We start from the raw sequence: 20,158 nt of genomic DNA, 5'->3' as shown, positions 1-20,158 counted from the left end.
ACGCCGAACTGGAGCGCTACGACCGTTCCAGGGCCAGTCGGCAGGTCGGCGACCGGGGCCCACTGTTTCCATTTGCGACGGTCTTCTGGTTGATCCTGTAGCGCTGGGCCAGACCCCTCTGGCTCTCTGGGCTATGCTGTATCGCTCGACGGACCGCCTCTGTCGTCGTGCCGCATCCATGGAGAACCTGACCCATAGCGCATCCTTCCATTTCTGCGAAAAGACTGCACTATCAAAGCTGGGGAGGACTATTCATCTGGCCCGGCAACCAGATGCTCAGTTTCAACCCGCTGAGCATGTTGGTCGCTCGTATTGTGCCGCCGTGCTTATGGATGATTGTGCGTGCTATCGAGAGTCCGAGGCCCACATTGCCGGTTTCCGTGTTTCTGGCTTCGTCGACCCGGAAGAATGGCTCGAAGATGTCGTCGAGCATCTCATCCGGTACACCCGGCCCCTCGTCGACGATCTCGATCGAGACGCCATCGTCGTCTGTATAGACCGTTAGTTGGGCTCGACTTGCGTAGTTCACGGCGTTTTCGAGCATATTCCGAATGGCACGTCGCAATGAGACGGGTCGACAGAGGTATATGTGGGTGTGCAGATCGGTCGAAAAAGCGACCCCTGGAGGCGGGAACTCTCTAGCGAGATTCGAAAGGGTCTCGACGAGATCGATCGTTTCACTTTTCTCTTCCTGGACGTCCTGTTTGGCAAAAGCCAGACAGCCTTCGACCATCGAGGCCATGTCCTCAAGCGTCTGGATCATCTCGGACTTCAGTTCTGGATCTTTGATGAATTCCACTCTCAATCGCAGGGAGGTGATGGGCGTCCGCAGATCATGGCTGACGGCCGCCAGCATTCTCGTTCGGTCGTCGACAAATCGGCTGAGACGTTCCTGCATGGTGTTGAACGCCGTTGTCGTGGATTTGAGCTCGTCAGGCCCCTTCACCTCAACGTAGCCGACGGCCTCACCTTGACCAAACCGTTCGGCGGCCAAAGATAGTGTCCGCAACGGCGCCGTGATGCGTTTGACGATGATCGTGACGATCAGCAAGATCCCAACGAGCGTGAGGGCAGCGGACAGAATGACTGGTAGAAGGATCACCAGTTCATCCACCGGCGACAAGACTCTGGCGTTGAGCCACTCCGTCTCATTCAATGGTATCGAGACGTAGTCAATCGGACAGGCGCTTCCTTGATTGGATTGCTCTGCTAAAACAAGGCAGTCCTCGAGTCTCTCCGCGAACCAGAATTCCCATATACTCAAAGGCGGTACGGTATTATCCGTGGCGAATATAGGCCTTCCAGAGAGAATTTCGGGCATGCTGACAATACTGTCGTCCGGGAGATCGAACCTGGTTTGAGTAAGTGGTCGATCTTCAATAGAGAACCGAATATCCGGATCGCTTGCCGCCCGTATGAGTCGCTCGCGTTCGGTACCCGATGTCGTACGCCCAATTTCATAAGCGGTAGCGACCTCCTCGATGATCATTCTGATCTGTTGTTCTTGAATACGTTGATCCGTTTTAACATAGAAGACGGCGAGGATGATAAATTGCGACAGCAGGACAGTTCCGATGATAAGAATCATCAATTGACCCGCAATTGTGGTGTGAAGCTTCCTCATCGGCGGGCCACGTCCAAAGTGAACATATAGCCACCACCCCAGACCGTTTTGACGATTTCCGGGTTCTTGGGGTCCACTTCGATTTTCTTGCGAAGCCTGCTGACCTGGTTATCTATCGACCGATCGAACACAGTGGCGGCGCGACTACTGACCATATCGAGCAACTGATCGCGGGACAGAACCATCTTCGGATGGCTGAGAAAGGTCATTAAGAGCCTGAACTCCACCGTGCTAAGCGCCGTTTCCTGGTCGCCGCTCTGCTTCTTGAGAACCTGCCGGTCCACGTCCAGGACCCAGGGCCCGAAACCGATCTGGCCCGCTTCAATTCCTGAATATTGCTTCGGTAAGCTATTTGCGCGTCGCAGCACGCCTTTGATCCGCGCCAGGAGCTCGCGTGGATTGAATGGTTTGGTCAAGTAATCATCCGCGCCGATCTCCAATCCAACAATTCGGCTGGTCTGGTCGGCAACGGATGTCAGCAGAATGACCGGTATGTCACGTGTTTCTCGTATACGCCGGCAGATTTCCAACCCGCCTTCGCCAGGCATCAGGATGTCGAGAACGATCAGGTCGATCGACGCAGCTTTAATGACAGTATCCATTTCCGCGCCATTGGCGGCCATAGACGCTCGAAACCCGTTCTCACCCAGATACTTCGCCAAGGGCTCCCGGATGCTCCTGTGGTCGTCGACGACCAGGATGTGAGGATTCTTCGACGGCATGGCGTTCAAATCTCCAATCCCCTCAATGCTTCGCGCTACCGAACATGCGGATAATCGATTTTGCCGCGTTGAACAAACAGGAAAGTGTATAAAAGTATGTCAACGCTCTTCCCTGGTATATTTTTATACAAATTCGTCCAAAATATTATGCCGTTGCTTACGATGACATCAGCATCTTGTATGTGATGGGCGGTTTGCCGGCGACGATGGCGAGGCAGGTGCAGCCGCTCGTCCTCGACGCCTGTCCCATGGTTCAGTCCTCCTTGCCAAGACTAGCATGAAAAGAAGGTTAAGAGGACAGCTCACCAGAGGCCGACCCAAGCACAGAAGCGCTGTCACACTTTTTTACAACTTGGCGTCTTTTCTGGCATGCGGGTGTGAAACCTCGCCTCTAGGCTACCCGACATCGAACCATGAAGGTCTCGGACATGTGCGACATGGTATATCGCAACGGGATTGTGGCGGCCGGGGACGAATGGGAATTCGAGGCCGGAGGCGGCGTGGGGCGGCGAAAGCTGAACCCAAACCGCACAACGCAGCATCGGAGTAGACACTGACATGAAACCGATCGAAAAGCCCCGGAAGAGCCTGGTGATGGGGCGCCGCAGTTTTCTGGGTGGCGCGGCTGCACTTGGTGTTGGTGTCGGATTGTCCGCACCCGCCATTATCACTCGCGCCGCCGCGACAGAGGCTTCGGTCATCGCGTTGCGAGACCAGGACCTGCCCTTTATCGCCACGGAAGAGACCTATACGACCGACGAACTGATGGCGCTGAACGCGATCAACGATGATCACGTCGAGTACCTCAAGGAAACCGGTCTTGCCGAACTCGGCCCTGGCCGCATTGGCGCAATGGATAAGGCGGGGATCAACGTTCAAATCCTCTCCGCCCATACGCCGGGCGTGCAGAATCTCGCCGGCCAGGAAGGCATCGATTTTGCGTATCGTCTCAACAAGATGATTGCCAATGGCCCGATGGCCACCTATCCGGGGCGGTTCCAGGCCTATGCGACCCTGCCGCTGCGGGATCCGGAGGCATCGGCGGACGAACTGGAACGTGCCGTTCGGGAAGATGGCTTTCTGGGCGCCATGACCAATGGATTCGTTGGCAAGAAATTCCTCGACCACCCTGATTTTGAGCCCGTTCTGGCGCGTGCCGAGGCACTTGGTGTGCCGATATACCTGCATCCAGGCTTCCCGCCTGATGACGTCTTCGAAATTTACTACCGCATTACGCGGCCAGAATATAACGAAGAGTATCAGGATTACATTTTCAGTGGTTCAGGGTATGGCTGGCATCAGGAAGTCCTTACTCAATGCCTTCGATTGATCGTGACCGGGGTTTTCGACAGATTCCCCAAACTGCAGATCATTATTGGACACATGGGAGAAGGGCTTCCGTTTTACTACGAGCGTATTGTGGGAGATATGAGTGAGGCGACCGAAAATTCGCTAAATAAGCCTGTCGGTCAATATTTTAATGACAATTTCTGGTACACGACCAGCGCATTCTTCCAGGATGAATTGCTTCATCTTTTGCTGAAATACATCAGTGTGGATCGGGTGATGTTTGCAACCGATTACCCGTTTGCAGACATGAAGCAAGGAACCGACTGGTTTCGGGCGGTGGATCTGCCACGTGAGGCCAAGGAAAAAATTGCATTCCGAAACGCGGAAAAGCTGTTCGGCATAAAGGTCTGACGCATCCGCGCGGATCGCTCGACATTGAACCATGAATGGCAAAATGGAAGGTCTCGAACATGAGCGACATGGTTTATCGCAAGGGCGTCGCAGCAGGACTGCTGATGGCGACCGTTGCATTCCCCGGGATTGCGTCGGCGGGGGACAAATGGCAGTTCGAGGTCGGAGGCGGCGTGGGATATGAGTCCAAGTACGAGGGCTCCGATGACATGGAGGTCATGTTCCTGCCCGTCCTGGGCATGACATGGAACGACAGGGTTTACCTTACGACGGCAGATGGATTGGGCGCCGTCGTTTACGACAACCACGATTTTACCGTGGATGTCAGCCTCAACTATGAATGGGGGCGCGACGAAAGCGATAGTTCCGACCTGAGGGGGCTGGGTGACGTCGATGGCGCACCAACGCTGAATTTGAGCCTTGAGTATGACGTCGGCCTCGTCACCCCGTTTGTCGAACTGACCCGACATCTCGGAGGGACCGACTCACTGGAGGTGTCCTTCGGTGTCGAAACCATGATCCCCGTCAGTGCCTTGAGGGGCGCAAGCTATGGATCACATCTGGCGGACGTAGACGACGAGAGCGAGAATGGGCCAGCTATCCTGGCCGGAATTTCCACGACGTGGTCGGATGACAAGTACATGGATAGCTACTTCGGTATCAACCCGGCGCAGTCGGCGCGCTCCGGCCTGGCGCGGTTCAACCCGCAGTCTGGCTTTAAAGCCGTCGGTGCGGAGCTCGGCTTCGTATATCCCGTCTTCGAGAACTGGGAGATTCTCACGATGATCGAATATTCTCAAGTGATCGGCGACGCGGCGGATAGCCCGATCAGCAAGGACGATAGCGTTCTCTTTGGCGGGATGACCGTCTCCTACAAATTCTGAGCGATTATTGTGTATCAACCCTCATTGTCGAGGCAGGCGAATACCCGCTCCCCGTCATGTCGTCGAGCAGGCCGGCGCCGGTTGGATGCCAGCCCAGCGATTGCTGCGTGATCGTGCTTGAGACCGGGTTGTCGAGCGATACACACGGGGTGAAGCCAGCCGATATAGGCCGCGGCGTCGGCGGGGTTAAGGTGGCGGACCAGGAAGCCTGTCTCGCGGGCGAGGGCGATCAGGGCCGGTACGCCGTGGTCGTCGGCGCCGTGGACCGTGAGGGGAAGCCGGATGGCGGCGGTCCGGCGGCAGGGTCGCTCTGACGCGGGATAACCTGTTCGGCTTGCCATGCATGCCGTCTTCAAGGTCAGGGCCATCGCGGTCACCATAATTACGGCTTTCTTCTTGCAGATGTATCCGAAACGATCTGGTTCAATATAAATGACGCTTTGACCCATATCGCAAAATTCGGATGAAATTATCTGAAGGGGACTTGATATATCGACCCCTTTGAGGGGCTCTGCTGTTGCCGTGCTGCTTAAATACGGAGGTGGTCCCGTCCGGCCCCGTGGCTGTCAGCCATAATTGTGTTTATGTATGGTGGCCGGGGGACGTCGTCTCCCGCTGCCGCGTCGGTTCAGGATCGTTGCTGTCGACGGCCTGCCCTTGGGCTGAAGGATGTATCCACGGCGCGTCAAGTGTTTCTGGCGTGGTTGACGATACACCAGGATGCCACACAGCCCGGTTCTGTCATTGCGATCCTGTATTCAGGTTGATAATAATCTGTAGCGATTGACAGGGGCCGCGCGGAGGAGAAAGTGATATGGCATCCGGATCAACTGTGGCGGCCAATACTGTGGTGACCAGGATCGATCATTGTCTGGCGATCGAGGTCGATCATGAATATGTCATGATGGATGTCGAGAGCGGCGTATACTTCGGATTGGACCGGATCGGCACCGATATCTGGAACCTGCTGGAAAATCCAAGACGTGTCGCCGATCTGTGTGCCGAGCTGGAGCGACGCTATGCGGCCCCGCTCGACGTGATCACCGCCGATGTCTGTGCCCTTCTGGACAGGCTGATCGATGAAGGACTGGCCAGCGTCCAGGCATGAATGCCGGTATGGAGATCGCGGTGATGCACCATTATCGTCTCGGCGGCTGGCATCTGGCGTCGGAGGTTCAATGGCCGAACCTGCTGCCATGGCCTGTGTCGGACGAGAGGCGGGCCGATATCGTGGTCCGGCTGGGAGATGTTGCCCCGCCCACCCCGCCTGTCCGGCTTGAGCGGGACCGGATGACCGTTGGCGCCGATCATCGGATTGTGTTCGACGTGCCGGCGCTGGCGCGATTCGGCATGAGCGGCGGTCATGAGGTGGTGATCGAACCCGTGCCGGGCGCCCCATGGCCGGACATTCAGACCTGCCTGTTCACGCCGGTGCTGGGGGCGATCTGCCATCAGCGTGGCCTTGTTCCCCTGCATGGCGCCGGTTTGAGGACAAGGGCCGGCGCGATCGCCATCGTGGGTCATGCCGGGGCAGGAAAGTCCACGACCATCACCGCGCTGGCGCAGCGCGGCCATCGCATCCTTGGAGATGACCTGCTGGTGGTCGACCCGGGAACCATGCGCGTTCAGCCATCATTTCCCAGCGTCAAGCTGTCAAGCGGTAGCTGCGCCGCGCTGTCGGTCGATCACAGCGGTCTCGAACCGACCATGCGCGGTCAGGACAAGTGGCATGTGCCGGTGCGGCAAGCCTTTGATCCGGATACGACCCACCTGACAGGTGTCATCCATCTACAGCACGACCCGCGCGCCGCCCGCCCGCGTCTGACGCGGCTGGCGCCGCTTCAGGCGACCGTCGTGATTTACGCCATGGTTCACCGCGCTTATCTGTCGGGCCAGCCCGGCGGGCAGGAGCGCGTGCTCGCGACGGCGGCACGACTGGCCCGGCGCCTGCCCGCCTGGCAATTGAGCCGGACCGGTGATCTCGCCGATCTGCCGTCGCTGCTCGGCCTGATAGAGGATCTGGTCGCGGCCGACGGCCTGGCGGGCGATCAATCGCCCGGCGGATGATGCGGCGTCTGACAAGAGCCTGGTTCATCCAACGGCCAGACACGAAAAAAGCAGGGCGCCCGTCACCGGTCTCCCTGCTTCCCGCATCTACCTGGACGTCCTGATTCTGGCCCGGCGTCCCGATTCTGGCCCTGCGCCCCGGCCCGACATCCCGATTCTGGCCCGGCGCCCCGATGCCAGTCGGCATGCGCGCCGTTAACAGGACGACGTCAATATGCGACGTTGAAAAGGCCACCGATCGGCAAAGCCTGAACCACCTCGTCGACAGCGACCTTGGTCAAGACCGGCGGGCTCCAGGCGGCGCGCTCGTCACGATCGACCTCGTCGTTCCGGATGTCGTTCATGGATGGTCCCCATACTGATAATATTGCAGGTGTATTCAGTAAAATGTGACCGATGTCCCCCAGGGGTGTCAAGTCTCGTCATCTCCCATGATCTCCTGCCACGCCTCATACGCCGCCAGCACCGCCCGCGACTGGGCGTCATGGGCCAGACGGAAGGCATCGCCATAGACGGTTTCATCGGGGTATTCGGTGATCAGGGTGACGGCGGGGGCCTGGGTGGCGTGTTCCGAGACCATGCAGGGGATGCCGTCGATGACCTCGAAATCCAGCCGGCCGGCATGGAACTCGTAGAGGGCGATCTGGCGGGCGTTGAGGGCGGCGAGGGCGGGGATCTGCGCCAGCGCCGCCGTCACCCGGCCGAGCAGGCGGCGGGCGCGGGCATCCCAGCCGGGATGATGGCGCAGGATCAGGAACAGGCCCTTGGGCACCGTCCACATCTCGAAACCGCGCGGGATGTAACCGGTCAGCGGCCGGGTCCATTCATGCGACGGATAGCCATGCAGGTTCAGATGCAGATCGGCGCCGCTGAGGGCGCGGGCCTCGGCGCGGATCGCCGCCTCATAGGGCAGGACATCGGCGCGGCGGTATTCCAGATCGTCGCCCAGCGCCGTATAGCGCGCGGCATGATGCATGTGGCGCGGCTGACTGCGGGCCAGACGGCGGTGCAGGGCATAGCCATCGGGGTTCTCGACCGGCGCGATGGTGACATGTGCCGCCGGCCGTTCGGCCAGCAGGGCGGCGGCGCGGAGCGCGCCGGCAACGCCTGAGACCTCGTTGGCATGCTGGCCGCCGCTGATCATCACCGGATGGTCGCTGCCGGCGATATAGCGCGCCGGCACCGTCCGGCCGGCGCGCGAGCCGGCGGTGAATACCCGCCCGCCGATGCGGTCGAGTTCGGCGCGGATCTGCGCCATGCCGAAGGGCGCGTCGGCACCGTGCAGCGGCTGGTCGGGCCAGTCGGCCTCGCCGGTGTCGAGGGGCCGGGTCTCGATCCGCAGCCGGACGGTATCGCCGGCGCGGATATCGGGCAGGATCTGGCCGGGCTGGATGTCGCGGGCGCCGACCGGCCGACCGGTCCGGCGCTGGATATGCTCCAGCACCGAGAAATACAGCTCTTCGTGCAGCGCTTCATGCAGGCTGACCGCTTCCTCGCCGACCGGCAGCACCATGTCGAGGCCGGGCAGATCGACGCGGATCTCCAACGCTTCGAAGAACGGTTCGTCCTGGCCCCAGTCGTGATCGGCGATCACCGCCATGGCGCGGTGGAACAGGGCCTCATACTCGGTTGGCAGGCGTTCGTCGATCCGCCGGCCATCGGGATGGCTGACACGCAGCCAGCCGGTCGGCGACAGCCGCATTTCGCCCAGATGATCGGGCGCCAGATGGTTGGGCGCCGGCACTTCAAGCACGGTCACCGTGCCGTCGGCCGCCGCCAGCCGCAGCCGATAGCGGATCGGGCCGGAGGCCGGCTGAATATCGGGGGTGAAGGTGGCCACAGCGTCGCCCAGCATGCCGGCCAGCGGATAGGCTTCCAGCCGGAAGCGGTTGTCGCCCGCCGGCGCCACCACCGGATAGGTGACGTCGACGCGCGCGAACGGCCCGGCCGCGCGCGGATCTTCCATGAACAGGCCGATCAGCGGCTTATAGGCCGGGTGCAGCCGGGCGGTGATGCCGGCGGCCCGGAACCGCGCCTCGGCCGCGCGCCGGGACGCCGTGTCTTCGAACAGCCAGGCATCGAGCGTCGCGCCCTGCCAGTCGGGCGTGGCATAGCGGGCGAGCAACCGGTCGAGCGTGCGCGCGAAACTCTGATCGATGAGCAGGGTCATGGGGTGTGATATCCGTCAGGCCTGAGTACGGCCGGTGGGGTCGAGCCGGTCGCGCAGCCAGTCGCCCAGCAGGTTGAGGCCCAGCACGGTCAACAGGATGGCGAGACCGGGAAACACGCTGACCCACCACGCGTTCTGCAGATAGGTCCGGCCGTCAGCCAGCATGCCGCCCCAGCTTGGAATGGTGGGATCGACACCCAGCCCCAGGAAGGTGAGCGAGCTTTCCAGCAGGATGTTGGTGGCGACATTCAGCGTCATCAGCACCACCACCGGCCCTGCCAGATTGGGCAGCAGATGGATGAACAGGATGCGGATGTCGCGCACCCCGATGGCGCGGGCGGCATGGATGAATTCGCGGTCGGCGAGCGACAAAACCGAGCCGCGGACCAGCCGCGCATACTGCACCCATTGCGAGGCGATCAGCAGAATGATGGTGTTGACGAGCCCGCCACCGACGATGGCGATGAAGGTGATGGCCAGCAGAATGAAGGGCAGCGCCAGTTGCACATCGGCGAAGCGCATCACCACCATGTCGGAAATGCCGCGGTAATAGCCGGCGATCAGCCCCATCACCACGCCGATGATCACGGCACCGGCCACCGAGGTGAAGCCGACCAGCAGCGAGATCTTGCCGCCGTTCACCACCCGCGCCAGCACGTCGCGGCCCAGCGGATCGGTGCCCAGCGGATACACCCAGCTCTGGAAGGGCAGGGTCAGGCGGGCCATCAGGTTGATCTTTTCGCCACCATCGGGAAACAGCAGCGGCGACAACAGGACCAGAGCGGTCATGCCACCGGCCAGGATGAGGCCCAGAACCAGTTCCAGGCCTGGGCCGCGACGGGTCTGCGGACGGGCGCTTGCCATGGCGGACCTCCTAGCGGGTGCGGATGCGCGGATCGATCAGCCCGTAGGCGATATCGACCAGCAGGTTGATGGCGACGATCAGCAGCGCCAGAACGGTGATCACCGCCTGCAACACCGGATAGTCGCGGCCGGCGACCGCGTCGAAGGCGAGCGTGCCCAGCCCCGGCCAGTTGAACACCCGTTCGATGACCACGATGCCGCCCAGCAGGCCGCCGAATTGCAGGCCGAAATAGGTCACCAGCGGAATGGCGCAGTTCCGGAGCGCGTGTTTGTAGAGCACCGTGCGTTCGCTCAACCCCTTGGCGCGGGCCACCTGCACATACTGGGCGCGCAGGGTTTCGAGCATGGCGGAGCGCACCAGCCGGACATTGGTCGCGGTCAGGATGATGCCCATGGTGACGGCGGGCATCACGAAACTGGCGATGCCGTCCATGCCCGATGGCGGCAGCCAGCGCAGCGTGATCGAGAACATCAGCACCAGCATGATCGCCAGCCAGAAATTCGGAAACGACAGCCCGGTCAGCGACAGGATGCGGATCACCTGATCGACACCGCGTCCGCGATTGACGGCGGCGTGGATGCCGAGCGGGATGGAAATGGCGATCGACACGATCATCGAGGTGAAGGCCAGCGCCAGCGTTGCCGGCAGCGCCTTGGCGATCAGCAGCGACACCGAGGTGCCGCCCAGAAAGCTGCGCCCCATATCGCCGGTGAACAGCCCGGTGACGAAATCGAGATATTGCGACAGGAAGGGCTCGTTCAGGCCCAGCGCCTGACGGATGTTGTCCAGATCCTCTTGCGTCACGCTGCCGGCACCCTGCGACAGCATCAGCGCCGGGTCACCGGTCAGGCGGATCGCGAAGGACACCGTCAGCGTGACGGCGAAAAGGACGAATGCCGCCTGAAGCAGGCGCTTGAGCAGAAAGCCGGCCAAGGGGCAGCCTCCGGACGGATGAGCGGCGGCCCATCCGCCAGGGGCGGGGGCACCTGGCGGATGGATCAAGGGAGATGGGTGGTGGCGTCGTCGCGTCAGTCGACGGTGACGTCGGTCAGGCGGATGCGGTTGTCCGGCGGCGCGACGAAACCCTTGACCCGCTTCGAGACGCCGAAGATCTCGTTCAGATTGAACAGCGGCATCTCCAGCGCCCGGTCGGCCGCATAGGCGGCGATGCCCTGCAACACCTTCTCACGCGCCGCCGGATCGGTCATCGAGCGCTGACGCTCAAGCAGGGCGTCGAGCTTCGGGTCGGAGTCATAGGGGTTCCAGCGTTCGCCGGTGTGGTACATCAGATAGGCGGTGTTGTCGTAATCGAGCGTCCAGCCACCCCATTTCTGCTGGAACATCGCGCCCGACCTGCCCTGCGGGATGATGTCGTTCAACAGGACATTGGTCTCGTAGGGCTTGATGGTGGCGGTGACGCCGACCATGCCCAGATAACTGGCCACCGCCTGCGACACCTCGGCGAAGGTGGCGTCGTTGCCGCGGATGTCGATCTGGACCGCGGCCCCCGGAGCCACGCCGGCCTCCTTCAGCAGCGCCTTCGCCGCCTCGGGGTCATAGGGCAGCGGCTTCATCGCCGGGTCGTAGCCGAACGACAGTTCCGACTGGAAGCTGGCGATCTGGCTGGCCTGCCCGCCCAGAATGGCGTCGATGATCGTCTTGCGGTCGACCGCCATGATCAGCGCCTTGCGCACCCGCTCATCGGCGGTGATGCCGTCGCGGGTGTTGAAGCGCAGCGCATAGACGGTGGGGCTGGTGACGCTCACCACCTCAAGCCTGTCATCGGCCTTGATGGTGTCGACCATCGAAATCGGGATGGTCGGCGGCACGACGATATCGACCCGGCCGGCCTGCAATTCGGCAACCGCGGTCGCCGGCTCGGGGATGAAGCGATAGGTGACGGTGTCGAGCTTCGGCGCGCCGCCCCAATGATCGGCGAAGGCTTCCAGCGTCACCGAGACCTTGGGGTCATAGGCGGTCATCCGGAACGGGCCGGTGCCGACCGGGTTGGCGTTGACATGGGCCTCGTCGTGCTCCGCCACATATTTCGGCGGCATGATCATCGCGCCATAGCCGGAAAGCTTGGTCAGCAGCACCGGATCGGGCTGCTTCAGCACGAAATCGACCGTATAGTCGTCGATGATGTTGATCCGGTCGATGACCGTATAGTTCGAACGCTGCGGCCCCTTCTTGCCATCTTCGCCCAGCAGGCGGTCGAAGGTGAACTTCACCGCGTTCGCGTTGAACGGCTCGCCATTGTGGAAGGTGACGCCCTCGCGCAGCTTGAAGCGCAGGCGCTTGCCTTCGTCCAGCACCTGCCATTCGGTGGCCAGCGCCGGCTGAAGCTTCAGGTCGGGGCCGCGATAGACCAGACCGTCATAGATGTTGGTGGCGACCGACGACCAGTTCACCAGGAAGGTATCGATCGGATCCCAGCTTCCGGGATCCTGCGGCGAGGACAGGGTCAGGCTGCCGGCCGCCTGGGCGCCGGCGGCCATGCCGAGCGGCAGCATGGCGGCCAGCGCCGCCGTCAGCAGCAGACGCTTCGTGGTCTGGGGGTGTTTCATGATCGTCTCCACCTTGGGTGCGTGGATGTGGGCCTCGATGTCAGGGCGGGGTCTTGGGATCAGGATCAGGTCGCGGCCTGCGGTCCTGATGCAGCCGGTCTTCATGTGGCCGGTCTTGATGCAGCCGGTCTTGATGCAGTCTGGGCCACCATGTGGTCGGCGGCCACGGCCTGAAGTTTCACGATGTCGGGCAGATCGCCCACACGGCGCACCGGGCTCGGGATCTCGCCATCGAGCATCGGCCGGTCGGGGCGCCGGGTCGGGTCGGCCACCGGCACCGCCGACAGCAGCTTGCGGGTATAGGGGTGCATCGGGCGCTCGAACACCGCGGCGCGGCTGCCAAGCTCGACGATCTGGCCCAGATAGAGCACGGCGACGCGGTGGCTGATCTTTTCCACCACTGCCATGTCATGGCTGATGAACAGATAGGCGAGCCCTTCGTCGGCCTGCAACTCCATCAGCAGATTGATGATCTGGGCCTGAACCGACACATCCAGCGCCGACAGCGCCTCGTCGGCGATGATCAGCTTCGGCCGGGAGGCGAGCGCGCGCGCGATGCAGATCCGCTGACGCTGCCCGCCCGAGAATTCATGCGGATAGCGCCCGGCGACGGACGGGTCCAGCCCGACGCGTTCCAGCAACGCGCCGACGCGCGAGCGGATTGCGGTGGCACCGTCGATCAGGCCGTGGGTGGTGATCGGCTCGGCGATCGAGAAGCCGACCGTGCGGCGGGGGTCGAGCGAGGCGAAGGGATCCTGGAAGATGTATTGCACATGCCGGCGCAGGCGCCGACGCTCGGCGGCCGACATCGCCGCCATCGACCGGCCTTCAAACATCACCTCGCCGCCGGTCGGATCCTGAAGCTGCTGGATGGTGCGGCCGATGGTCGACTTGCCCGACCCGCTTTCACCCACCAGCGACAGGGTCTCGCCCGGCCACAGATCGAGATCGACCGCCTCGACCGCATGGACGCGGTGGGTGACCCGGCCCAGCAGGGTGCGCTTCACGTCGAACCGGGCTTCCAGATTGCGCAGGGTCAGGATCGGCGGCTGATCGTAGCGGGCGGTGTTCTGCACGGTTTCAACCCCCACCACGCGCGACTGCTCGCCATCCATGATCGTCAGCGGCAGGCGCTTCGGAAAGGGTTCGCCGGTCATCGAGCCCAGCGCCGGCACAGCCGACAGCAGGGCGCGGGTATAGGGATGCGCCGGCCGCGCGAAGATGTCGGCCACGGCACCCTCCTCGATCTTGCGGCCGCGCCACATCACCACCACCCGGTCGGCGATCTCGGCCACCACGCCCATATCATGGGTGATGAAGATCACCGCCATGCCCAGCGTCTTCTGAAGATCGCGGATGATGGTCAGGATCTGGGCCTGGATGGTAACGTCCAGCGCGGTGGTGGGTTCGTCGGCGATCAGCAGCTTCGGCCGGCAGGCCAGGGCCATGGCGATCATCACCCGCTGGCGCATGCCGCCCGACAATTGATGCGGATAGCGCTTCAGCATCGCCGCCGCGTCGGGCAGCCGCACCATGTCGAGCAGCGCGCGCGCGGCGGTGAGCGCCGCCGGTTTCGAGCTGCCTTCATGCAGCATCAGCACCTCGGCGATCTGGTCGCCGATGGTGAAGACCGGGTTCAGCGAGGTCATCGGCTCCTGGAAGATCATCGCGACATCCTTGCCGCGGACCTTGCGCATCTCGTCGGCGCCAAGCTGCGCCAGGTCGACCTGCCGGCCGCCGGCATCGAACAGGATCCGGCCCTGGTCGATGGTGCCGTTCATATGGTCGATCAGCCGCATGATCGCGAGCGAGGTGACCGATTTGCCCGAGCCGCTTTCGCCGACGATGGCAAGGGTGCGGCCCGCCTCGACCGTGAACGACACGTCATCCACGACCCGGCTTGTGCCGAAGCGGACGCTGAGCGAGCGCACGTCCAGAAGAGGATCCCGGCTGGAATGCGGCATCTGCGCTCCCGTGTCTGCTGCCAATCCGGGCCGCGCGCCCGGCTGCGCGGCACCGTCTCCCCAGACGGCGCCTGCCGGTGTCGTATTTGACACCGTATTGCGACAAAATTATTTTTCCGACATTTTGTCAATAAATTATTGTCATCCTGTCGCATACACGACGCCACCAGACGCCATGGCCGCCGCAGCCCTTGAAGCGGTGGCCGGATCGGGATCGGCACGGTCATTGCCAGAGCCGTCGCCAAGGCAGTTGTCTATGGGCGCCGATCGCGACATGATCACCGGCAACACCGACAACCGACGCCGGGGATCCCGTTCCGCATGCCGATCAGCGCCGACAGCCTTGCGATGCAGCTTCGCGACAAACCCCTGCCGCTTGTCCGCCTGGCGGCGGTGCTGTGGGCGAAAGGCAAGAAAGACGAGGCGCAGGCGGCCTGTCTTCACGCCCTGGAGGTTGGCGCCGATCAGCCCGAGGTGGTGATGCTGGCGCGGGATCTTCTGGCCCGCGACGTACCCAAATGGCATTTCGCCATCGTGCGCGATCAGGTGCGCAATGATGCCTATGAGGCGGCGTTGAAGCGGGCGGTCGGGCCGGAAAGCCATGTGATGGAGATCGGCACCGGCAGCGGCATTCTGTCGATGATGGCGGCGCGGGCCGGCGCAGGCCGGGTGACGACCTTCGAGATGAACCCGATGGTGGCCGATGCCGCGCGCCGGATCATCGCCCGCAACGGCCATGACGACCGCATCACCCTGGTGGCGAAGAAATCCTCCGATGCCCTGGTGGGCGAGGATGTCGATGGTCGGGCCGATATTCTGGTGCAGGAGATCATCTCCAACGATCTGCTGGGCGAGGCGGTGCTGCCGGCGATCGAGGATGCGACCAAGCGCCTGCTGAAGCCGGGCGCGCGGATGATACCGGCGGTGGTCGCGGCACAGGTGGCGCTGATCGACGATGAGGATGCCGGCCACCGGCGGATGGACACGGTGTCGGGCTTCGACCTGTCGGATTTCAACCATCTGGGCGTGCCATTCTATCGTATGTCATCGGATCGCAAGGGATTGTCGCTGCGCAGCGAACCGGTCGAACTGATGCGCTTCGATCTGCAATCCGGTGGTCCGTTTCCGTCCAGCCGCACCACGGCGACCCTGACCGCCAATGGCGGGCGGGTGACCGGCATCGTCCAGTGGCTGAAGATGGACATGGACGACAAGGGCGACCTGATCTACGAGAACCGGCCGGGCGCCGGCGTCAGGTCGTGCTGGGCGGTCAGGATCTTTCCGCTGGACCAGCCCCGCGATCTGGCGCCCGGCACGACGGTGCGGATCGGCGCGCAGCACGACCGCAACACGATCATGATCTGGTGCGACGGCATGGATGCGGCCGCCGCCACCACCGCTACCGCTACCGCCACTGCGGTCGCCTGAACCGCCGGCAGCCGGCAGCGGGGGTTTTGAGCGAAGGAGTGCCCGTCCTGTCCGATGGCTTCTTCGACGGCTTCACGCTTGAGCATATCCCCCTGCCCGATGCCACGCTGCGCTGTCGCCATGGCGGCAGCGGGCCGCCCTTGCTGCTGCTGCACGGGCATCCCCGCACCCATGTCACCTGGTGGCGTGTGGCGCCGCTGCTGGCGCGGCATTTCACCGTCGTCTGCCCGGATCTGCGCGGCTTCGGGCAGTCGTCGAAACCGGCGGACAGCCCCGATCACGCCGGCTCGTCGAAACGCGCCAAGGCCCGGGACGGCATCGACCTGATGCGGGCGCTGGGGCACGACCGGTTCGCGGTGGCCGGTCATGATCGCGGCAGCTATGTGGCTTTCCGGATGGCGATGGACCATCCGGATGCGGTGACGCGGCTGGCGGTGCTCGACGGCGTGCCGATCATCGAGGCGCTGGAGCGCTGCGATGCCGGCTTCGCGCAGGCCTGGTGGCACTGGTTCTTTTTCGCCCAGCCCGACAAACCGGAACGCGCCATTCTGGCCGATCCGGATGCCTGGTACGGCCTGGACCCGTCGGTCATCGGCCCGGCGGCCTATGAGGATATCCGCCGCGCGCTGCACGACCCGGCCACCGTGCATGCGATGGTGGAAGACTACCGCGCCGGGCCCGGCATCGACCGCGCGCATGATGCCGCAGACCGGGCCGCGGGGCGGCGGCTGCGCTGCCCCACTTTGTGCCTGTGGTCGTCGCGCGACGATCTGGAACGGCTCTATGGCGATGTGCTGGCGGTATGGCGGCCCTGGGCGCCGGATCTGCGCGGCCATCCGATCGAGAGCGGCCATCACATGGCCGAAGAGGCGCCGGAGGCGCTGGCGGCGGCCCTGATCGCCTTCTTCAGTGGCTCGTTACCAGCCTGATCTGATCAACTGCCCGGGCCGGTCAACCACCCGGGCTGGGTCGGGCCGCCCGCTGGGCTTCGGCCAGGGCCGCGGCCAGCCGCTGCACACCTTCGCCGATCCGGTCTGGGCCGATCGACGACAGGCCCAGGCGGATGTGGTCGTGGCCCGGCGGCGGCGCCGCGAAGAAGGCCTGCCCGCTTTCGAACAGCACCCCCCGGCGCCGCGCCGCATCGCCAAGGCCGGCTTCGGCCAGGCCATCGGGCAGGCGCAGCCAGATGCTGGACCCGCCGGTGCTGGGCGGGCGGACGACATCGGGAATGTGCAGGTCCACCGCCCGCGTCGCCACGTCCCAGCGCTGCTTCATGCTGACCCGCAAGGTGCGCACGAGGCCCTGATAATGGCCTTCCGCCAGGAAGATCGCGGCAGTGCGCTGGTTGTTGAGCGGTGCGGTGCGGTGCATCAGCCGGCGCAGGGCGCGGGCCTCGGCGATCAGCGGTGCCGCGCCGACCATGAAGCCCAGCCGCACCCCCGGCGCCAGCACCTTCGACAACGACCCCAGATAGATCACCCGCCCGGTGCGGTCCATGGATTTGAGCGAACGGGCATCGGCCTCGAACCGGGTCTCGCCCTCGTAATCATCCTCGATCAGCAGCATATCGTCGCGGATGGCGCGGGCCAGCAGGGCGCGCTGGCGCGGTTGCGGCATCGTTACCATGGTCGGGCAGTGATAGGAGGGCGTGACCACCGCCAGGGTCACGCCGTCGAGCGCCGTGCCATCGGGGTCGATGCCGCCGTCATCCACCGGCAGCAGCCGTACCGAGCCTTCGGCAAGCGCGAAGATGTTGCGGGCGTCGGGATAGCCCGGATCCTCGATGCCGACGACATCGGCCGGGCGGACCAGCAGGCGTGACAGCAGATACAGCCCGTGCTGCGAGCCCAGCGTGATCAGGATCTCGTCGGCGCGGGCATAGATGCCGCGGGCCGGCAGAATGTGGCGGCGGATCTGCTCGATCAGCAGCGGATCATCGTCGACGATCTGATCGGCCGCCCAGTAATTCACCGCCGAGCGCCCCAGCGCATCGCGGGAGCACTGCCGCCAGACCGCGATCGGAAACAGATCCTGATCGACCTGACCATAGATGAAGGGATAGGGATAGCGCTGCCAGTCGCGGGGTTTTTCGATGTTGCGCAGCCGGCCGGGCTGCATGGTGAAACGCTGGATCCAGACCGGCCCGGCATCGGGGTCGCGATCATCGGCGGGCACATCCCCCGTGTCATTGGTGGCGGCCGGCGCCATCGGCGCCGACGGCAGCGGATCGCTCTCGGTTCCCGGATGATCGGCGACGAAATAGCCGCGCCGTTCGGCCGAGACCAGATAGCCGCGCGCCACCAGATCATCCAGAACCGCTGTGACGGTGTTGCGCGCGATGCCAAGCTGCGTGGCCCAGCGGCGCGAGGGCGGCAGCTTCTGCCCGGCGGCCAGCCGGCCCTCGGCGATGGCCTGAACGACCGCCTGACGCAGTGATGCCTGGATGGTGGTGCCGGGATCGCGGATGAGATTGAGCAAGAGCGGGCGCCGTTCTGTGGTGACGGGTCGGAAGATGCGGGTTGCATCCGAAGCACGGACCATACCAATCGGGGACAATGGCCGCCAACGGTCAGTCCGCCGGGACCAGCCGGGTATCGATTGCGCCGGTCTGCCTGTTTTACGGTCACCCGGCGGGATGACCTGCGCAGGCGTGGGGCGGCGCGGGCCGGTCCGGGGGCGGCGATGATCCGGTTCTGGCCCGATGGCTTCGCGCCGGCTGGCTCTACTGCGCGGGCACGGCGCATGGTCTGCTCGCACCTGGCCGAACAGTCCCACAGGCCGGAACAGAGCGAGAGAGGCGATGCCCGATACCGTCACCGCGCCCCAGCCCCATGACGCCGCTCAGAACAGTCTGGATCTGAGCCATCACTGGATGCCCTTCACCGCCAACCGTGCCTTCAAGGCGGCGCCGCGCATCATCACCGAAGCCCACGGCATCTGGTACCGCAATGATCGCGGCGACCAGTTGATCGATGGCCTGTCGGGCCTGTTCTGCACGCCCGCCGGCCATGGCCGACGCGAGATCACCGAGGCGGTGACCGCACAGCTTGGCCGGCTGGACTATGCCCCGCCCTTCCAGTTCGGCACCCCCGGCGGCTTCGCCGTCGCCACGGCCCTGGCCCGGATCCTGCCGGATGGCATCGACCGGGTGTTCTTCGCCGGCTCCGGCTCGGAAGCGGTGGAAACCGCGCTGAAGATCGCCATGCTCTATCACCGCCGTCGTGGCGAGGGTCAGCGCCAGCGGGTGATCGGGCGCGAGAAGGCCTATCATGGCGTCAATCTGGCTGGCTGGTCGGTGGGCGGCATGGTGCGCAACCGCGAGATGTTCGGCCTGGGCATGGCCGGCGTCGCCCATATGCGCCACACCCATATTCCCGAGAACCGTTTCGTGCTGGGTGAGGGCGCGCATGGCGCCGATCTGGCGGATGATCTGGAGCGGGCGGTGGGCCTGTACGGCGCCGACACGATCGCTGCCTGCATCGTGGAGCCGATTTCAGGATCGATCGGGGTGCTGGTGCCGCCGCAGGGCTATCTGGCGCGGCTGCGCGAGATCTGCGACCGCCATGGCATTCTGCTGATCTTCGACGAGGTGATCACCGGCTTCGGCCGGACCGGCAAGGCCTTCGCCGCCCAGTCCTTCGGCGTCACCCCCGATATCATCACCATGGCCAAGGCGATCACCAACGGCACGGTGCCGATGGCGGCGGTCGCCGCGTCGCGCATGGTCTATGACACCATCGTCGAGGACAACCCCTCGGGCATCGAGTTCTTCCATGGCTATACCTGGTCGGCGCATCCGGTTGCCTGTGCGGCTGCCCTGGCCAGCCTGAAGATCTTCCAGGACGAGGCGCTGTTCGACCGCGCGGCGGCCTTGTCGCCGCATTTCCTGGACCGGTTGGGCCGGCTGCGCGCCCATGGCATCGTCGAGGATATCCGCGGCTACGGCATGCTGGGTGCTGCCGATCTGGCGGCCGGCGCCACCATGGGCGCGCGTGGCTTCCAGGCCCTGACCGCGTTGTACGATGCCGGTGCGATTGTGCGTATCACGAACGACACGCTGATCTTCGCGCCGCCCTTCGTGATGGAGCCCGCCGATCTGGACCATCTGTTCGACACGGTCGAGAAAGTACTGGCCGGGTTCTGACCGGTATCCAGGGACGATTGTA

16 protein-coding genes and 1 pseudogene are annotated in these 20,158 nt (G+C 63.8%); 7 read left to right on the top strand and 10 right to left on the bottom strand.

Features of this window, described 5'->3' with window-relative positions; all coding sequences use genetic code 11:
- Positions 1–29: 29 nt before the first annotated feature.
- The 3 genes and pseudogenes from WG924_RS05320 to WG924_RS05310 all read right to left on the bottom strand — a co-directional run.
- Positions 30–196 (bottom strand): annotated as a pseudogene (locus WG924_RS05320) (IS481 family transposase); the annotation flags it as partial.
- A 36-nt stretch (positions 197–232) separates the two neighbouring features.
- On the bottom strand, positions 233–1,624 hold the full coding sequence (locus WG924_RS05315; protein ID WP_345931980.1) for an ATP-binding protein: 1,392 nt from the start codon (positions 1,622–1,624) through the stop codon (positions 233–235).
- Complete coding sequence (locus WG924_RS05310) at positions 1,621–2,346, bottom strand: response regulator (protein WP_345931979.1); 726 nt, start codon at positions 2,344–2,346, stop codon at positions 1,621–1,623. The genes WG924_RS05315 and WG924_RS05310 overlap by 4 nt, the downstream gene beginning before the upstream one ends.
- A 558-nt stretch (positions 2,347–2,904) precedes the next feature.
- Between WG924_RS05310 and WG924_RS05305 the strand changes: the two genes are divergently transcribed.
- From WG924_RS05305 to WG924_RS05290, 4 genes are all read left to right on the top strand, one after another.
- Positions 2,905–4,047: an amidohydrolase family protein gene (locus tag WG924_RS05305; protein WP_345931978.1), complete on the top strand. Its 1,143-nt coding sequence runs from the start codon at positions 2,905–2,907 to the stop codon at positions 4,045–4,047.
- 59 nt (positions 4,048–4,106) lie between these two features.
- Positions 4,107–4,931, top strand: coding sequence for a MipA/OmpV family protein (locus WG924_RS05300; protein ID WP_345931977.1), 825 nt, complete (start codon positions 4,107–4,109; stop codon positions 4,929–4,931).
- Between the two features lie 814 nt (positions 4,932–5,745).
- The gene (locus WG924_RS05295) at positions 5,746–6,039 is read left to right on the top strand and encodes a PqqD family protein (RefSeq protein ID WP_345931976.1); all 294 of its coding nucleotides are present in this window, start codon (positions 5,746–5,748) and stop codon (positions 6,037–6,039) included.
- Positions 6,040–6,062: 23 nt separating this feature from the next.
- Positions 6,063–6,998: a phosphoenolpyruvate carboxykinase (ATP) gene (locus tag WG924_RS05290; protein ID WP_345931975.1), complete on the top strand. Its 936-nt coding sequence runs from the start codon at positions 6,063–6,065 to the stop codon at positions 6,996–6,998.
- A 209-nt stretch (positions 6,999–7,207) separates the two neighbouring features.
- Here the strand turns inward: WG924_RS05290 and WG924_RS05285 are convergent, their stop codons facing one another.
- From WG924_RS05285 to WG924_RS05260, 6 genes are all read right to left on the bottom strand, one after another.
- The gene (locus WG924_RS05285) at positions 7,208–7,342 is read right to left on the bottom strand and encodes a hypothetical protein (protein WP_345931974.1); all 135 of its coding nucleotides are present in this window, start codon (positions 7,340–7,342) and stop codon (positions 7,208–7,210) included.
- Positions 7,343–7,410: 68 nt separating this feature from the next.
- Positions 7,411–9,168, bottom strand: coding sequence for a M14 family metallopeptidase (locus WG924_RS05280; RefSeq protein ID WP_345931973.1), 1,758 nt, complete (start codon positions 9,166–9,168; stop codon positions 7,411–7,413).
- Between the two features lie 15 nt (positions 9,169–9,183).
- Entirely contained in the window at positions 9,184–10,032 is an 849-nt protein-coding gene (locus tag WG924_RS05275; RefSeq protein ID WP_345931972.1) for an ABC transporter permease, read from the bottom strand.
- 10 nt (positions 10,033–10,042) lie between these two features.
- Positions 10,043–10,966 carry an ABC transporter permease gene (locus WG924_RS05270; RefSeq protein WP_345931971.1) on the bottom strand — a complete coding sequence of 308 codons (924 nt, stop codon included), beginning with the start codon at positions 10,964–10,966 and terminating at the stop codon, positions 10,043–10,045.
- 95 nt (positions 10,967–11,061) lie between these two features.
- Positions 11,062–12,600: an ABC transporter substrate-binding protein gene (locus WG924_RS05265; protein ID WP_372044717.1), complete on the bottom strand. Its 1,539-nt coding sequence runs from the start codon at positions 12,598–12,600 to the stop codon at positions 11,062–11,064.
- A gap of 101 nt (positions 12,601–12,701) precedes the next feature.
- Positions 12,702–14,564 (bottom strand): ABC transporter ATP-binding protein, encoded by a 1,863-nt coding sequence (locus WG924_RS05260; RefSeq protein ID WP_345931970.1) that lies wholly within the window; start codon positions 14,562–14,564, stop codon positions 12,702–12,704.
- Between the two features lie 321 nt (positions 14,565–14,885).
- On the opposite strand from WG924_RS05260, the gene WG924_RS05255 reads away from it, so the two are divergent.
- Positions 14,886–15,992, top strand: coding sequence for a class I SAM-dependent methyltransferase (locus tag WG924_RS05255; protein WP_345931969.1), 1,107 nt, complete (start codon positions 14,886–14,888; stop codon positions 15,990–15,992).
- Between the two features lie 47 nt (positions 15,993–16,039).
- Complete coding sequence (locus tag WG924_RS05250; protein WP_372044741.1) at positions 16,040–16,921, top strand: alpha/beta fold hydrolase; 882 nt, start codon at positions 16,040–16,042, stop codon at positions 16,919–16,921.
- Between the two features lie 22 nt (positions 16,922–16,943).
- On the opposite strand, the gene WG924_RS05245 is transcribed toward WG924_RS05250, so the two are convergent.
- A complete protein-coding gene (locus WG924_RS05245) occupies positions 16,944–18,470 on the bottom strand; it encodes an aminotransferase-like domain-containing protein (RefSeq protein WP_345931967.1) in 1,527 nt (508 codons plus the stop codon).
- Positions 18,471–18,792: 322 nt separating this feature from the next.
- On the opposite strand from WG924_RS05245, the gene aptA reads away from it, so the two are divergent.
- Complete coding sequence (gene aptA, locus WG924_RS05240) at positions 18,793–20,136, top strand: omega-aminotransferase AptA (RefSeq protein ID WP_345931966.1); 1,344 nt, start codon at positions 18,793–18,795, stop codon at positions 20,134–20,136.
- The last annotated feature ends 22 nt before the right edge of the window (positions 20,137–20,158 follow it).

The organism is Tistrella arctica (genome assembly GCF_039630945.1).
GTDB lineage: Bacteria > Pseudomonadota > Alphaproteobacteria > Tistrellales > Tistrellaceae > Tistrella > Tistrella bauzanensis.
This window is presented reverse-complemented; position numbering and strand designations above follow the sequence as displayed.

Bases quoted from the DNA above. Each gene is read 5' to 3' on its own strand.
- WG924_RS05315 (WP_345931980.1), bottom strand. From the start codon at position 1,624: ATGAGGAAGCTTCACACCACAATTGCGGGTCAATTGATGATTCTTATC.
- WG924_RS05310 (WP_345931979.1), bottom strand. From the start codon at position 2,346: ATGCCGTCGAAGAATCCTCACATCCTGGTCGTCGACGACCACAGGAGC.
- WG924_RS05305 (WP_345931978.1), top strand. From the start codon at position 2,905: ATGAAACCGATCGAAAAGCCCCGGAAGAGCCTGGTGATGGGGCGCCGC.
- WG924_RS05300 (WP_345931977.1), top strand. From the start codon at position 4,107: ATGAGCGACATGGTTTATCGCAAGGGCGTCGCAGCAGGACTGCTGATG.
- WG924_RS05295 (WP_345931976.1), top strand. From the start codon at position 5,746: ATGGCATCCGGATCAACTGTGGCGGCCAATACTGTGGTGACCAGGATC.
- WG924_RS05290 (WP_345931975.1), top strand. From the start codon at position 6,063: ATGCACCATTATCGTCTCGGCGGCTGGCATCTGGCGTCGGAGGTTCAA.
- WG924_RS05285 (WP_345931974.1), bottom strand. From the start codon at position 7,342: ATGAACGACATCCGGAACGACGAGGTCGATCGTGACGAGCGCGCCGCC.
- WG924_RS05280 (WP_345931973.1), bottom strand. From the start codon at position 9,168: ATGACCCTGCTCATCGATCAGAGTTTCGCGCGCACGCTCGACCGGTTG.
- WG924_RS05275 (WP_345931972.1), bottom strand. From the start codon at position 10,032: ATGGCAAGCGCCCGTCCGCAGACCCGTCGCGGCCCAGGCCTGGAACTG.
- WG924_RS05265 (WP_372044717.1), bottom strand. From the start codon at position 12,600: ATGAAACACCCCCAGACCACGAAGCGTCTGCTGCTGACGGCGGCGCTG.
- WG924_RS05260 (WP_345931970.1), bottom strand. From the start codon at position 14,564: ATGCCGCATTCCAGCCGGGATCCTCTTCTGGACGTGCGCTCGCTCAGC.
- WG924_RS05255 (WP_345931969.1), top strand. From the start codon at position 14,886: ATGCCGATCAGCGCCGACAGCCTTGCGATGCAGCTTCGCGACAAACCC.
- aptA (WP_345931966.1), top strand. From the start codon at position 18,793: ATGCCCGATACCGTCACCGCGCCCCAGCCCCATGACGCCGCTCAGAAC.